The following is a 13993-nucleotide window of genomic DNA, read 5'->3' on the forward strand; positions in this document are numbered from 1 at the left end:
ATGCTTTGGAATACCAGCTACCGGCCGTTACTTGCTTATATCCTTCCCTATCGGCGACGGTTGCTGGTCGCTTTTTTGTGTACCCTCGGCTACGTCTCGACCATGCCGGCGATCGCCTACCTGATTGGCCAAGCGGCGAAGCTCATCGGGGCAGGGGATTTGATAGGCCTGATTCAATGGTGTGCAGCCTCCTCGCTGCTGTTTGTCGGTCGTAGTTTTTGCCAATTTGGCCAAGATGTCCTAATGTCCGATATTTCCCTACGGATTGTCTATGACATTCGGGTGCGGCTGTACCGTCATCTGCATCGTTTGGGGGTGGACTATTTTGAAAAGGCAGCGACCGGCGATCTCACCTACCGCCTCACTGAGGATGTGGATCGCATTGGCGTCATGGTCAATAGCAGTTTTCATCGCCTCATCCCCTCAACTTTAACCACAGTTGCGGTCATTGGTTATATGTTCTACCTCAACTGGCAACTGACATTGGGGACGATGATCATTGCGCCGCTGATGACGTTTCTCATCGCTTGGTTTGGCAATCGGTTGTTGCGACAGTCGCGCCTGAGTCAAGCCCGCATTGCCGATTTAGCCTCCCACCTCACGGAGATTTTTTCGGGGATTCGTCTGATTAAGGCGTTTGCGGCTGAGGACTATGCCGTAGAGCAGTTTGAACAGCAGGCTGATATGAACCGTCGTGCTCGCTACCGTGCCGAACGCATTAAGTCAATGCAATACCCGGTGGTGGGGTTTCTTGAGGCCCTGAGCATTATGCTGCTCTTTATCTTGGGGGCGTGGCAAATCAATGCCGGTCATCTCACAGGGCCGCAGTTCCTCAGCTTTGTTGCCGCAGTAGCGCTACTGATGGAACCCATTAATATGATTTCTGCTGATTACAATGAACTCAAAATGGCACAGGCGTCGGTGGAGCGTAGCTTTGGCCTGTTGGCTCTCGAACCCACGATCAAGGAAATGAGCCATGCGCAGCCCCTACCCCCCATTTCTGGCAAAGTGCAATACCTAGATGTGTGCTTTGGCTATGATCCAGAGCGTCCCGTGCTCAAGGACTTTAATCTCTTGGCGGAGCCGGGCGAGGTGATTGCTCTTGTAGGACATTCAGGAGCAGGTAAATCCACCATTGTTAACCTCTTGCCCCGGTTTTATGACCCCCAAGCGGGAAAAGTGTTGATTGACGGCATTGATATTAAAACGGTGACGCTGAAAAGCCTGCGGCGGCAAATCGGTATTGTTCCCCAAGAAACAATTCTTTTTTCAGGGACGATCGCCCACAACATTGCTTTTGGTTATGCTGAACCCGATTGGGAGCGACTGATTGAGGCAGCCAAAATCGCCAATGCCCATGACTTTATTACTCAGTGTCCCGATGGCTATCAGACATGGGTCGGGGAAAGGGGGATTAATCTCTCTGGGGGTCAACGCCAACGACTGGCGATCGCCCGTGCAGTTTATGCCGATCCACGGATCTTAATTTTGGATGAGGCCACCTCTGCTTTGGACTCTGAATCGGAAGCCTTGGTGCAAAGTGCTTTGGAGAAAGCAATGAAGGGGCGCACCGTCTTTATTATTGCCCACCGTTTAGCCACGGTTCGTCGCGCCGATCGCATTCTTGTCTTGGAGCAAGGTCAGATCATTGAAAGTGGCAGCCACGAAGAACTGCTTGCCCGGCCTTCCCGCTATGCCCAGTTCTATACTCAGCAGTACTTCCAAGAGACAGAGTAACCCCTTCTCTAGATGGGGGAGTCCTTTGGCTCTAGCTGTAACTTGAATGGCTATGGGCTGTTTCCTCAACAGCAGGATGTGAAAATAGACGTTGAATTCTTAAATTAGCGAGGACAGCCATGGGTAGCATTATTTCTGTGCATTCTTTTCGTGGTGGCACAGGCAAGTCAAATACAACGGCAAACCTGGGCTGTACCTTGGCAACCTTGGGCTATCGGGTGGCGATCGTGGACACGGATATTCAATCCCCCGGTATCCATGTGCTCTTTGGCCTTGAGTCAGAAGATACGGAACATGCCCTGAATGACTACCTGTGGGGACGCTGTGAAATTACTGATGTGGCGCGGGATGTCAGCCATCTGATTACGGCTCACGGCCAGCAAGCCAAAGGAGCAATCTATCTCATTCCCTCTAGCCTCAAAACCAGTGAAATTACCCGTGTGCTGCGGGAAGGCTACGATGTCGGCTTGCTCAATGATGGTTTTCAGCAGTTGCTCCAAGGGCTGAATCTCGACTTTTTGCTCATTGATACCCACCCAGGGCTGAATGAGGAAACGCTGCTCTCGATTACAGTCTCCGATGCCTTGGTGCTGATTCTGCGACCCGATCGCCAAGACTTTCAAGGAACAGCGGTCACGGTTGATGTGGCGCGGCAGCTGGATGTGCCCAAAATGGTGATGGTGGTGAACAAAGTCCCCAGCGCCTTTAATAAGGACTCCCTCAAGCAGCAGGTGGAAACGACCTATGGTGTGCCCGTTGCGGGTATCTTGCCTGTTTGTGAAGAAATGTTTCAACTGGGGAGCAGCGATATTTTCTGTTTACGCTACCCTGAGCATCCCTACAGTCTCGTTGTCAGGAGTGTTGTGCAGCATCTGTTGGATTAGGGTAGCCTAGGAGTAAGGAGACTGACTGAATTTTGATCCTTTTGATCCTTCTCGAGTGCCACTGCCAGTCACTGCCATTGAGGAACATTGCCAATGATAGACAGTCAAAATGCTAGCAGTGGTTGCGGTGGGGGTCTCAATCCAGCAGATTTGTTGGTTTTGCCCGATCGCCAGCGATCGCTCTTGACACTGATGATGCGCCAGCCAACGCCCTTCACCGTGTCAGAATTGGCTGAGCAGTTGCAGTGGTCTGCGGAAGAGGTCAGTGCCACCCTCGCAGAGGTTTGCCAACTCGGCTATGTGACAGTTGACAACGACACCTACCAAGTCAAACTTGGACGGCGAACCCCGCGCGTGCAACCCAAGCGTCAATCTCCCCGAATTGCGGCGGTTTGGGACAAGCTGGGTTAAGTCTGATCTACTTCCTCAGTTAAACCTCTAATTATATGAGGCAACTCGTGTGGTACGCTTAATTACGCTAAGTTTCGCAGAGGAAAGTCAGGACGAGTGCGCCCAAAAGTTCTTGCTGGCAACTGGAAAATGCACAAAACCCAACAGGAAGCGGTGGCCTTCCTACAGGAGTTCTTAGGGAAATTGGTGGACACCCCCAGCGATCGCGAGGTGGTGCTCTGTGTTCCCTACACCTGTTTAAGTGTATTGTCCAAGAGTCTGCACGGAACGCGGGTGAAGCTGGGTGCCCAAAATGTCCACTGGGCGGATCAAGGGGCGTTTACAGGGGAAATTTCGCCACCGATGCTGGTGGAGTTGGGCGTGCGCTACGTGATTGTTGGCCACAGTGAGCGGCGGCAGTATTTTGGGGAAACGGATACTACGGTCAACCAACGGCTCAAGGCTGCCCAACACTATGGCCTGACCCCCATTCTCTGTGTCGGTGAAACAAAAGCCCAACGGGATGCTGGGGAAACTGAAAACCACATCTTTCAGCAGTTGGCGCTGGACTTGGTGGATGTGGATCAGAGCAATTTGGTGATTGCCTACGAACCCATTTGGGCGATCGGTACGGGCGATACCTGTGAAGAAGCGGAAGCCAACCGTGTCATTGGCCTGATTCGTAGCAAATTGCAGAATCCCGATGTTCCCATTCAGTACGGCGGCTCGGTCAATGCCAACAACATTGATGCGATCATGGCGCAGCCAGAAATTGATGGGGTGCTAGTGGGTGGCGCTAGTTTGCAGCCGGAGAGTTTTGGGCGTATCGTTAATTACAAGCTCCTTTGAACATGGCTTTGAGTTCGGCGCCACTGCCCTAGGTCACATCTGATCCAAGAGCTCGCGCACTGCCCTCTGCGCAGAAAAACCTAAAGATATCAACATACAGCCCTTTCCCAAGCATGGCATGCACTACCACTCCAGAGCGCAATGCTGTGTATGTAGCCAAGAAAAGGGTCGGAGCGAGCGACTTATTACAACTGTTATCGTTTGCTGGGCGATTTCTTCATTTTCTTTTAGGATCGAAGTAAGGCTGAGCGATGCCGAAAGGAGGCCGACGATGCGCCAACAACTCTTCAGTGCTTTGACAGTTTTAGCTGCTTTTGTTGGTCTCAGCAGTGCTGCTGTGGCACAGCCCATGGCGATCGCCACCCTCACACCTCCTGAACTTCAGGAACTGCAACGCCTTGTGCCCCGCAGTGCCGAGGACTACTACAACGTGGGATTAATGCACCAAGGTACGGGTGATCTGGCCGCTGCCATTCATGCCTTTAGCCAAGCAATCAGACTCAACCCCAGTGCTGACTACTACTTTGCGCGCGGCCTAGCCTACTATGACCAAGGGGATATGCAGCGGGCGATCGCGGACTTTAGCACTGCGCTGCGCAACGATCCCCAGTTTATTGCCGCCTACTACAACCGCGGCATGGCCTATCTGGCTCTGCAAAACTACACAGCGGCGATTGCCGACTTTGATGCTGCCCTAGCACGGGATCCGCAATTTGTTGCTGCCTACTATAGTCGGGGCATGGCTCACTTCGATAGTGGCAATGTGGAATTGGCGCAACGGGACTATGAGCGTGCTCGCGCTCTCAACCCAGCGATGACAGCCCAGTACTACGATCGCGCCCCCCGTCCCCTCACTGGCGGTCCCTAGTGCCTGAAGCCACCAATTCCAGTGATAATAGAGAAATAATGTGCAGCAGTAAGGATGAGCGATCGCGCCTATGCCCAGAACCCCTTCTGAATTTGCGGTGCATTTATTTCTGGATGGCGGTCACCGTGAGGAGGTGCGCTTCCCCACCATTCAAGACTTCCAGAAGTGGTACAGCAACGAGTTAGTGGCCAAAGCAGATTCCAACGACTTTATTTCCGTTCCCATTAAAAACATTCAAGGGGAATACATGGTGGTGCGCCCCTCGAAAGTCTTTGCGATTCGGATAGAACCCGTGTTTGCCTCTAGTGTGGATCGCTTTGCCTAACGTCTATGGCAGGTTTATTCGCAGGATGGGTTCAGGGGGTCGTGATCCTCGCAACAAGCGCGATCGCCACAGCACCAACGGTTGCTCCCTTAACGCGCCAAAGCCAACTGCCCCCAAGGGTTGCCCTAGATACGGCCCTCTGGCAATCCCCCAGGGAACGAGCACGACTGCTGCAGGCCATTGATCATAGTTTGCGTTACCTGCGCACCGATAAAGCGCGCCGCGACTACGCCGCCTACACTGCTCCCGGTCAACCCGGCGCCGCCCTTGGCCCCAATCTCCATCAGCGAGTGATCCGCTCCCTCGAACGCTTTCGCCATCTGGTACAAACCCGTCGCTCTGCGGCAGAACTGCAAGCATCTGTCAAGCGAGAATTTGTCTTTTATCAATCCATTGGCACCGATGGCCAAGGGCGAGTGGATTTCACGGGCTATTATGCACCGACGTATCGTGCCAGCTTAGTGCCCACCGCAGAATACCGCTATCCCCTATTTCGTCGCCCCCCCAATTTTGAGCAGTGGCGAGAGCCGCACCCAACCCGCTTGGAACTGGAAGGGGCGGATGGTCAGCAGTGGCGCAATGGGCCTTTGCGGGGTCTGGAACTGGTCTATTTGCGCGATCGCCTAGAGGCCTTTCTGGTTCACGTCCAAGGGTCGGCTGAGCTGCAACTGCCCGATGGTCGCCGCTTTACGGTGGGCTATGCCGGTAAGACCAATCACCCCTACACGAGTATTGGCCAAGAACTCATTCGCGATGGCAAAATTCCCCGTGAGGAACTGACGCTACCGCGCCTCATGGCTTACTTTGAGGCCAACCCCGCTGAGTTAGATCGCTATTTACCTCGCAATGCCAGCTTTGTCTTTTTTGAACATACCCAAGGGCGCCCCCCCACGGGCAGTCTCTCAACGCCGGTGATTCCAGAGCGTTCGATCGCCACTGATAAGTCCCTGATGCCTCCGGGTGCCTTGGCGGTGATCAACACGAAAATTCCCCTCAAAGCCCAAGGCCAATGGCAGCAAACCCCCGTCAGCCGTTTTGTTTTGGATCAGGATACGGGGAGTGCCATTCGCGGGCCGGGTCGTGTCGATATTTTCATGGGCACGGGGGAGGTGGCCAAAGCGCGGGCGGGTCTGATCAATACACCGGGGCAGTTGTACTATTTGCTCCTGCGGGAATAGCTAGGGCTGCAGCGCTACTTTAATCACTTGGCGCGCCTTCATTGCTTGCAAGACGTTTTCAATCTCCGTGAGGGGGGCTTGGCCACTAATCAGTTTCTCAAAGGACAATGTGCCGCTGGCAATCAGTTGCAAGGCTTGGCGGACAAATGTGGGTGTGTTGTGAAAGACCCCCTTGAGGGTGAGTTCTTCGTAGTGCAGGCGTTCGGTATCAACGCGGATCGAAGTTTCGCGGGGGCAGCCACCAAAGAGGTTAATGGTGGCACCGGGGCGACCACAGGCGATCGCCGTTTCCCAGACTTCAGGTACGCCAGTGGCTTCAATGACAATATCGGCACCCCGTCCTTGGGTCCAGTCTTTAACCACAGCAGGAATATCGCTGCACTGGTGATGATTTACTATCTGCTCTGCCCCGAATGTGCGGGCGATCGCCAGCCGCTGATCGGAACCGCCAAAGGCGAGAACCCGTGCTCCCTGCTGTGCCAGAACCCCCATAAACATCAGGCCAATGGCTCCATCCCCCAGCACCACAATTTGCGGCGGACTTGGCCACGTTTCAACCATTGCGGGGTCAAAGCCAGAGCGAGCCACACCGTGGAGAACACAGGCGAGGGGTTCGGTGAGGGCAGCTAAAGCAAAGGAGAGGGACGCCGGAATAGGCAGCAGATTCTGGCGGACAATGCTGGCGGGAATTTTTAGGTACTCGGCAAACGTACCATTGTTAAACTCCAGATGGGGACAGAGAGAAAAGGCTTGGCGTTGGCAGTAAAAACACTGGCCACAGGGGGCAGAATTATTCGCTACCACGCGATCGCCCACCTGCCAGCCGGTCACCCCAGCCCCAAGGGCAACAATTTCCCCGGCCGCTTCATGGCCAAAGAGAATCGGTGGCGTTAGCATCCGTGCATGACCGCCGCGCCGCCATACCTTCAAATCGGTACCACAGGTAGTGGCAGCCTGAACACGAATCACCACTTCTCCGGGACCGGGCGTGGGATCGGCGACGGTTTCAATGCGGACATCTTCTTTGCCGTAGAGTACTGCTGCTTTCATTGCACTTCCCCCATCAAGCCAACCATTGCAGGAGGCCACAGAGCAGTCCCAAGAGGGCAACCACCCCATAAAACGTACTCACCACCCGCAGTTCTGACCAGCCCCCCAATTCAAAGTGATGGTGTAGAGGGGCCATCCGCAGCAGCCGTTTGCCCACGCCATCGGGACCTTTGGTTGCTTTGTAGTAGAGCACTTGGGCAATGACTGAGAGAGACTCCACAAAGAAAAGACCACTGACAATCAACAGTTCCCAGAGGTGATGACTGGCCAAGCCAATGCCCGCAAGGAGTGCCCCAAGGGCTAGGGAACCCGTATCCCCCATAAACACCCGTGCCGGATGGTGATTGTGCCAGAGAAAGCCGAGGCAGGCACCACTCATGACCACTGCCAGAATTTGCAAATCGGGATGGGCGGTCAGAATCATGCCTAAAGCGAGGAGGGCGATCGCCGCCGTGCCCGCGGCAAGACCATCGAGACCATCGGTGAGATTGAGGGCATTCCCTTCCGCCATCGGCACAAAAATCGCCAAGGGAATAAACGCCATCCCTAAAGGCCAAACCCACCCCCAAGGCGCGGTCACCACCGTTGCCGTTGGATCACTGCCCACCAGCCAAGCACAAAAAAGAGCTGCCCCAATCCCCTCAAGGAGGAGCCGCAGCCGCGCCGATAACCCTTTGTTGGATTTGCGCCGCAGAACTTGCCAGTCATCCCACCAGCCAATGGCAGCATACCAGAGAACAAGGAGGGCGATCGCCCCCACCGTTGCGGATACTTTCCCCTGCGCAACTCCAGTCCACAGGAGGGCTAGACCTAACCCCGTCGGCACAAAAAAGATTCCCCCCATTGTCGGTGTGCCCGATTTTTGCAGGTGAGATTGTGGGCCATCTTCGCGAATAATCTGCCCAGTTTTCAACCGCCGCAACAGGGGCACCACCGCCCTCCCTAGCACTGCAACGATGGCAAAGCTCACCAACCAAGGCAGTGTCAAGGTTTTCAACGGCTGTTGCCAGTGGTTTGCTCCGGTATCGTAGGCAATGCTAGCCATGAGCAGGCCAATAGCGAGAAGGCCAAAAAGTCGCTGTCCTGTCAGCCAACGGGGTTCAATGGCAGCCGTGGTTTTGGTGGAGGGCATGGGGATAGCTCTAGCACATCACTCCGATAATAGGGGGATTGGTGCCCTACTCCTCAAGCCCTAGGTCATCTTCTTCGTCGTAATCGCCCAAGGAGTCACCAACAAATTCCTCAATTTCACCCATATCATCGAGGGTGCTATCCACGATCGGGTCTGTCTCATTGGCATCACGGGCAATTAATCGACCCGTTTGCTGTAACCATTCCAAAATGGAGCGATCGGAACGACCCGCAGCGGTTAAGTTCTTTTGGGAAATGGGTTCTTCGTACAAAGAGGGGTTGTATAGGGTCATAGGGCTAAGGTGAACGGTGTTGTAGTAGTCCAATCCTCTACTTTAACGTTTGCCCCTAGGAATGTAAATCTGCGTTTTGTGGCGATCGCCCAAAGTGGCACATTCTCTGGAACCTGCCTAGACTAGAGAAGTCCCTAAAGAATGGGCATGAAACTTTGATACACGAAGGATAGAAACAATGTCTTTACTCAAAAAATCATCCATCTCTTTGACGGTTTTAAGTGCGGTGTCCCTCGGCGGGGGGGCGATCGCTGCTCCCTACCCCCCAGAAGTGGTTTCCCGATTTACCAGTGAATGTACGACTGCCCTGCAACAACAGGTGCCGCAAATGGCGCAATACGGCAATGCCTACTGTACCTGTGTGATCAATGAACTGCAATCCTCGCTCACCTTGGCAGAATTTCAGGCGATCGGTGAAGATGTACAGACCAATGTCAATCCCGAAGTGCGCCAGATGCTCACCAACACGGCACAAACCTGCCTGCAACGAGTCACCCAGTAGTGCAGGGGGGAGAAATCCCCCCCAATATGTTCCTAGACTGCGCTTAGAAATTGAGCGGCAGCGGCTTGCAGATCGGCGACTTTATCGAGTTTTTCCCAAGGTAGGTCGAGGTCATGACGCCCAAAGTGACCGTAGGCAGCCACATCTTGGTAGAAGCGACCACCGCGCTCCTGGGGCAAGTGGCGCAGACCAAAGGTTTGGATAATGGCAGCGGGGCGCAGATCAAAGTGGGTTGTAATTAACTCCAGCAGTTGCTCTGGGGCAAGTTTACCCGTGCCAAAGGTATCCACAAAGAGGCTCATGGGGCGAGCCACACCAATGGCATAGCTAATCTGTAACTCGCATTTGTCGGCTAGGCCTGCGGCCACAATGTTTTTGGCAATGTAACGAGCCATGTAGGCAGCACTGCGATCGACCTTGGTGGGGTCTTTCCCGGAAAAGGCACCGCCCCCGTGACGGGCATAACCACCGTAGGTATCCACCACCAGTTTGCGTCCTGTGAGTCCCGAATCCCCCTGAGGACCACCAATGACAAATTTGCCCGTGGGGTTGACGAGAAAGCGGGTCTTGTCATCGGGTTTAATTGCCAGATCCGCAAAGACAGGGTTGACGACGGCTTCCCATAGATCGGCTTTAATCTTTTCTTGAACGGCGGCTTCGTCGCTGATGTCACCAATGGTGGCCGTGTGTTGGGTGGAAATCAGGATGGTATCAATGCCCACCGGCTGGCCATCTTCGTAGATGACAGTGACTTGAGTTTTGCCATCGGGACGCAGATAAGGAAGTTGACCCGTTTTGCGGACAGCAGCCAAGCGACGCGCCATGCGGTGAGCCAAGCTAATGGGCAGGGGCATATACTCAGGGGTTTCATTGCAGGCATAGCCAAACATAATGCCCTGATCACCGGCGCCAACGCGATCTAATTCGGCATCACTGAGACGTTCCCGTGCTTCTTGAGCCGTGTCCACCCCTCGGGCAATATCGGGGGATTGCTCATCAAGGGCAACGATAACGGCACAGCTATTGGCGGCAAAGCCATTTTCAGCATCAGTGTAGCCAATTTCACGGATTTTCTGCCGTGCTAGGTTGACGTAGTTGACCTGTGCTTTGGTGGTAATTTCCCCAGTAATCAGCACCAGACCCGTATTCACGACGACCTCAGCGGCAACGCGACTTTGGGGGTCTTGGGTGAGCAGCGCATCCAGAATGGCATCGGCAATTTGGTCGCAAATCTTATCGGGGTGGCCTTCGGTGACGGACTCCGAACTAAATAAGTAACGCAAGATAACACTCCTATGGCATGGGTTGTTGAAAGAACTGCAAGAAATTGGTTTATGGTAACACGGACTTTTGACTAAAAAACAAGGATTGGTTTCTAAATCCTAGGATTATACCTGAGCAGTAGGACACACGAGTGATTGTGATGATTGGCTAGACTAGGGGCAGATTTTAGGCGTTTCAAGTTGTATGTCTGCTTTACGCTATGCCTATTATCCCGGTTGTGTGGCTCAAGGGGCCTGTCGGGAATTAGACCTCTCAACGCGGGCGATCGCCCCCCTGTTGAATATCGAGCTCGTGGAACTGAAGGAAGCCAGTTGTTGTGGCTCAGGCACGTTTAAGGAGAATTCGTGGCTGCTAGAAGATACCGTCAATGCCCGCAACATTGCCCTTGCCGAACAGTTGGCTTTGCCCCTGTTGACCCATTGCAGCACCTGTCAGGGGGTGATTGGCCATGTGGATGAACGCCTCAAGACCTTTCAGCGCGATCGCCCGGCGTACGTGGCAGAAATTAACCAAGTGTTGACGCAACAGGGCTGCGCTCCTTACCAAGGCACCACAGAAGTGAAGCATTTGCTCTGGGCGATTATCGGCGATGTGGGCATTGACGAGTTGCGCGATCGCGTCCGTCGTCCCCTCAAGGGACTGCGCTGTGCGGCCTTTTATGGCTGCTATCTGCTGCGTGCCCAAGAGAGGCTGCCCTTTGATCACCCAATTCACCCCACCTCAATGGAACAGGTGTTTGAGGCAGTTGGGGCTACCCCCATCGAGTATGAGGGACGTACCCAGTGCTGTGGTTGGCCCATTTCCAGCTATGCGACGGCGGCCAGTTTTGCCATGGCGGCACAACGACTCCAGAGCGCGATCGCCCATGGCGCGGATTGCATTGTCACCCCCTGTCCCCTCTGTCATTTGAATCTGGATGCTCGCCAACCAGAAATTGCCCAGCAGGTGGGAGTTACCCTCAATTTGCCGATTCTCCATCTGCCGCAACTGGTGGGTCTAGCCCTTGGCCTGCGTCCTGAGGAACTGGGTTTGAGAAAACACGTGGTTTCAATGCAACCGGTGTTGGCAAAACTGGGGCTTTAGCTGATTGCCAAGAGGCCTGATTCAGTGCAGATAGCTTGCAGTGGCTGATCCCACGGGTCACGGGGCAATTCTGCTAGAAGGGCTGACTCAAAGACAATTCCCCAGCGACACACGTGCTGCCAATCGGGGTGGGCAAAGAGGCGATCAAAAAAACCGGCGCCATAGCCGAGACGGTAGCCTTGGCGATCGCAGGCAACGGCAGGCACTAGGCAGAGATCAACACACGCTGGATCAATCGGGGGCGCTTCGGGGGGCGGTTGCCAAAGGCCATAGCGTCCTTGCTGGAGAGTGTCTTGGTTGCCATTAAAACAATGCCACCGCAAATCCTGACCCACGACACGGGGCAAGCCCCACTGTTTCGGGAGTGACCAGAGGAAGCGCAAGTCGGGTTCGCGGCGATGGGGCACATAGGTCAACACTGTGGTTGCCTGTTGAAACTGGGGATGATCAAGCAAGTGCTGACAAATGCGCTGACTGCGATCTTGCCACTCGCGATCGCTCAGGTGCTGCCGCCATTCAAGATAGTGTTGTCGCAGTTTGACTTTATCGCTCATTGATTTTCTGGGCACCAAAGCTACAAGTCAAGATAGAGGCCAAAGTGAGTGTTTAGCCTGAGGAACGATGCAACTGTCCCCCCAAGAATAAAGACAAGCTCCTGATTTTTACCGCCGCTCTTGTGGCCGAACGTCGTAAAGCACGGGGTCTCAAGCTCAATTATCCCGAAGCAGTGGCCTATATTTCTGCTGCCATTTTGGAAGGGGCGCGGGAGGGGCGCACAGTTGCTGATTTGATGAACTATGGCACAACGCTGCTCAGCCGTGACGATGTCATGGAGGGGGTGCCGGAAATGCCCACAGAAGTACAAGTCGAAGCAACATTTCCCGATGGCACGAAGCGGGTGACCGTGCATACACCCATTCGCTGAAGCCTCAAAAAGCCCTAGGATAGCGCCAACCGCTGATTAGCAGCACATCTCCAAGGAAAACGGAGAGAATTTTTATGGCCATTCAAATCCCGATAAAAATAGTCGGATATATTTGACAGGGCGATCGCCCCCTGCTAGGATGGTCAACAACTTGTCTGAGGCAGGCTGAGACCCATGACCGCAACGTTGACCTCTACCACCGAAACCGCCTATTTTACCCACCTCAAATGCAAAGAGTGTGGCGCCGAGTACGAACCCCAAGCCATTCATGTCTGCGAATACTGTTTTGGCCCCCTAGAGGTGAAGTACGATTTAGAGCGCTTGGCAGCAGATGTGACGCGCAGCACGATTGAGGCGGGGCCAAAGTCCATTTGGCGTTACCGTCCCTTTTTGCCTGTGACATCGGCCAACCCCATTGATGTGGGCACAGGGATGACTCCCCTCCTCAAAGCCCAGCGGCTGGCTCGGCGACTCGGACTCAAGCATTTGTACATCAAAAACGATGCCGTGAATATGCCCACCTTGAGCTTCAAGGATCGGGTGGTATCGGTGGCGTTGACGCGGGCGCGGGAATTGGGTTTTACGACCGTCTCCTGTGCCAGTACCGGCAATTTGGCGAATTCAACGGCGGCGATCGCGGCTCATGCAGGGCTAGATTGCTGTGTCTTTATTCCAGCGGATCTGGAAGCGGGTAAGGTCTTGGGGACGCTCATCTATGGGCCAACGGTAATGGCCGTTGAGGGCAACTACGACCAAGTGAATCGCCTGTGCTCGGAAGTGGCGAATACCCACGGGTGGGGGTTTGTCAATATCAATTTGCGCCCCTACTATTCGGAAGGGTCAAAGACGCTCGGTTATGAGGTGATTGAACAGTTGGGCTGGCAGCTTCCTGACCACATTGTGGCTCCCTTGGCTTCTGGCTCTCTGTTCACGAAAATTTACAAGGGCTTCCGCGAATTTGTGGAAGTGGGTCTGGTGGCGGATAAACCCGTGCGCTGTAGTGGTGCCCAAGCAGTGGGCTGCTCCCCCATTGCCCAAGCCTATGCCGAGGGGCGGGATTTTGTGGCACCCGTGAAGCCCAACACCATTGCTAAGTCCATTGCCATTGGTAACCCCGCCGATGGGGTCTATGCCCTAGAGATTGCCCGCAAAACCAATGGGGCGATCGCTGCGGCCACCGATGAAGAAATTGTGGCAGGCATTAAGCTGCTGGCGGAAACGGAAGGTATTTTCACGGAAACCGCTGGCGGTACCACAATTGCCGTTCTTAAAAAATTGGTGGAATCGGGCAAAATTGACCCCGAAGAGGTGACGGTGGTCTATATCACCGGCAACGGCCTGAAAACCCAAGAGGCAGTGCAAAACGACATTGGTCAACCCCTGACGATCCAACCCAAGTTGGCTAGCTTTGAGCGTGCCTTAGAGCGATCGCGCACCCTCGAACGGTTGGATTGGCAACCGGTATTGGTCTAGTCGGTTTTCCCGACGCTGTGT

Annotated in this window: 15 protein-coding genes and 1 pseudogene; 11 read left to right on the forward strand and 5 right to left on the reverse strand. The window is 54.2% G+C overall.

Translation table 11 applies throughout. The annotated features are described in order from the left end of the window. From RHJ31_RS09945 to RHJ31_RS09975, 7 genes are all read left to right on the forward strand, one after another. Window positions 1–1737 (forward strand): ABC transporter ATP-binding protein, encoded by a 1737-nt coding sequence (locus RHJ31_RS09945; RefSeq protein WP_149817484.1) that lies wholly within the window; start codon window positions 1–3, stop codon window positions 1735–1737. A 119-nt stretch (window positions 1738–1856) separates the two neighbouring features. Beyond that, window positions 1857–2621 carry a MinD/ParA family protein gene (locus RHJ31_RS09950; protein ID WP_149817487.1) on the forward strand — a complete coding sequence of 255 codons (765 nt, stop codon included), beginning with the start codon at window positions 1857–1859 and terminating at the stop codon, window positions 2619–2621. 93 nt (window positions 2622–2714) lie between these two features. Continuing rightward, window positions 2715–3032: a hypothetical protein gene (locus RHJ31_RS09955; protein WP_302676476.1), complete on the forward strand. Its 318-nt coding sequence runs from the start codon at window positions 2715–2717 to the stop codon at window positions 3030–3032. A 129-nt stretch (window positions 3033–3161) separates the two neighbouring features. After that, window positions 3162–3860, forward strand: a complete 699-nt coding sequence (tpiA, locus tag RHJ31_RS09960) for a triose-phosphate isomerase (protein WP_399375708.1) — start codon at window positions 3162–3164, stop codon at window positions 3858–3860. Window positions 3861–4131: 271 nt separating this feature from the next. Beyond that, the gene (locus RHJ31_RS09965) at window positions 4132–4728 is read left to right on the forward strand and encodes a tetratricopeptide repeat protein (protein WP_302676478.1); all 597 of its coding nucleotides are present in this window, start codon (window positions 4132–4134) and stop codon (window positions 4726–4728) included. Window positions 4729–4798: 70 nt separating this feature from the next. Further along, entirely contained in the window at window positions 4799–5053 is a 255-nt protein-coding gene (locus RHJ31_RS09970; protein ID WP_302676479.1) for a hypothetical protein, read from the forward strand. Between the two features lie 5 nt (window positions 5054–5058). Then, a complete protein-coding gene (locus RHJ31_RS09975) occupies window positions 5059–6231 on the forward strand; it encodes a murein transglycosylase A (RefSeq protein ID WP_206201476.1) in 1173 nt (390 codons plus the stop codon). Here RHJ31_RS09975 and RHJ31_RS09980 read toward each other — a convergent pair whose 3' ends face one another. From RHJ31_RS09980 to RHJ31_RS09990, 3 genes are read right to left on the reverse strand one after another with little or no spacing between them, the layout of a single operon-like run. Next, window positions 6232–7281, reverse strand: coding sequence for a zinc-binding dehydrogenase (locus RHJ31_RS09980; RefSeq protein ID WP_302676480.1), 1050 nt, complete (start codon window positions 7279–7281; stop codon window positions 6232–6234). It lies immediately after the preceding gene. 13 nt (window positions 7282–7294) lie between these two features. Continuing rightward, a complete protein-coding gene (gene mraY, locus RHJ31_RS09985) occupies window positions 7295–8413 on the reverse strand; it encodes a phospho-N-acetylmuramoyl-pentapeptide-transferase (RefSeq protein WP_302676481.1) in 1119 nt (372 codons plus the stop codon). Between the two features lie 46 nt (window positions 8414–8459). Next, on the reverse strand, window positions 8460–8705 hold the full coding sequence (locus RHJ31_RS09990; RefSeq protein ID WP_149817500.1) for a DUF3134 domain-containing protein: 246 nt from the start codon (window positions 8703–8705) through the stop codon (window positions 8460–8462). A gap of 178 nt (window positions 8706–8883) precedes the next feature. Between RHJ31_RS09990 and RHJ31_RS09995 the strand changes: the two genes are divergently transcribed. Further along, window positions 8884–9207: a hypothetical protein gene (locus tag RHJ31_RS09995; RefSeq protein WP_206201473.1), complete on the forward strand. Its 324-nt coding sequence runs from the start codon at window positions 8884–8886 to the stop codon at window positions 9205–9207. Window positions 9208–9239: 32 nt separating this feature from the next. On the opposite strand, the gene metK is transcribed toward RHJ31_RS09995, so the two are convergent. Continuing rightward, on the reverse strand, window positions 9240–10490 hold the full coding sequence (metK, locus tag RHJ31_RS10000; protein WP_206201472.1) for a methionine adenosyltransferase: 1251 nt from the start codon (window positions 10488–10490) through the stop codon (window positions 9240–9242). A gap of 184 nt (window positions 10491–10674) precedes the next feature. Here metK and RHJ31_RS10005 point away from each other — a divergent pair, with 184 nt between their 5' ends. After that, entirely contained in the window at window positions 10675–11574 is a 900-nt protein-coding gene (locus tag RHJ31_RS10005; protein WP_206201471.1) for a CoB--CoM heterodisulfide reductase iron-sulfur subunit B family protein, read from the forward strand. Here the strand turns inward: RHJ31_RS10005 and RHJ31_RS10010 are convergent. Next, window positions 11571–12128 (reverse strand): 5-formyltetrahydrofolate cyclo-ligase, encoded by a 558-nt coding sequence (locus RHJ31_RS10010; RefSeq protein ID WP_206201470.1) that lies wholly within the window; start codon window positions 12126–12128, stop codon window positions 11571–11573. The two genes, RHJ31_RS10005 and RHJ31_RS10010, sit on opposite strands and share 4 nt — an antisense overlap. 67 nt (window positions 12129–12195) lie before the next feature. On the opposite strand from RHJ31_RS10010, the pseudogene ureA reads away from it, so the two are divergent. Together ureA and thrC are read left to right on the forward strand one after the other, a co-directional pair. Next, window positions 12196–12499: pseudogene (ureA, locus tag RHJ31_RS10015) on the forward strand (urease subunit gamma). A 174-nt stretch (window positions 12500–12673) separates the two neighbouring features. Continuing rightward, window positions 12674–13972, forward strand: a complete 1299-nt coding sequence (gene thrC, locus RHJ31_RS10020; protein WP_302676483.1) for a threonine synthase — start codon at window positions 12674–12676, stop codon at window positions 13970–13972. The last annotated feature ends 21 nt before the right edge of the window (window positions 13973–13993 follow it).

This window comes from Thermosynechococcus sp. JY1331 (assembly GCF_031583475.1).
Lineage (GTDB): Bacteria > Cyanobacteriota > Cyanobacteriia > Thermosynechococcales > Thermosynechococcaceae > Thermosynechococcus.

Bases quoted from the DNA above. Each gene is read 5' to 3' on its own strand.
- RHJ31_RS09945 (WP_149817484.1), top strand. From the start codon at position 1: ATGCTTTGGAATACCAGCTACCGGCCGTTACTTGCTTATATCCTTCCC.
- RHJ31_RS09950 (WP_149817487.1), top strand. From the start codon at position 1,857: ATGGGTAGCATTATTTCTGTGCATTCTTTTCGTGGTGGCACAGGCAAG.
- RHJ31_RS09955 (WP_302676476.1), top strand. From the start codon at position 2,715: ATGATAGACAGTCAAAATGCTAGCAGTGGTTGCGGTGGGGGTCTCAAT.
- tpiA (WP_399375708.1), top strand. From the start codon at position 3,162: ATGCACAAAACCCAACAGGAAGCGGTGGCCTTCCTACAGGAGTTCTTA.
- RHJ31_RS09965 (WP_302676478.1), top strand. From the start codon at position 4,132: ATGCGCCAACAACTCTTCAGTGCTTTGACAGTTTTAGCTGCTTTTGTT.
- RHJ31_RS09970 (WP_302676479.1), top strand. From the start codon at position 4,799: ATGCCCAGAACCCCTTCTGAATTTGCGGTGCATTTATTTCTGGATGGC.
- RHJ31_RS09975 (WP_206201476.1), top strand. From the start codon at position 5,059: ATGGCAGGTTTATTCGCAGGATGGGTTCAGGGGGTCGTGATCCTCGCA.
- RHJ31_RS09980 (WP_302676480.1), bottom strand. From the start codon at position 7,281: ATGAAAGCAGCAGTACTCTACGGCAAAGAAGATGTCCGCATTGAAACC.
- mraY (WP_302676481.1), bottom strand. From the start codon at position 8,413: ATGCCCTCCACCAAAACCACGGCTGCCATTGAACCCCGTTGGCTGACA.
- RHJ31_RS09990 (WP_149817500.1), bottom strand. From the start codon at position 8,705: ATGACCCTATACAACCCCTCTTTGTACGAAGAACCCATTTCCCAAAAG.
- RHJ31_RS09995 (WP_206201473.1), top strand. From the start codon at position 8,884: ATGTCTTTACTCAAAAAATCATCCATCTCTTTGACGGTTTTAAGTGCG.
- RHJ31_RS10005 (WP_206201471.1), top strand. From the start codon at position 10,675: ATGTCTGCTTTACGCTATGCCTATTATCCCGGTTGTGTGGCTCAAGGG.
- RHJ31_RS10010 (WP_206201470.1), bottom strand. From the start codon at position 12,128: ATGAGCGATAAAGTCAAACTGCGACAACACTATCTTGAATGGCGGCAG.
- thrC (WP_302676483.1), top strand. From the start codon at position 12,674: ATGACCGCAACGTTGACCTCTACCACCGAAACCGCCTATTTTACCCAC.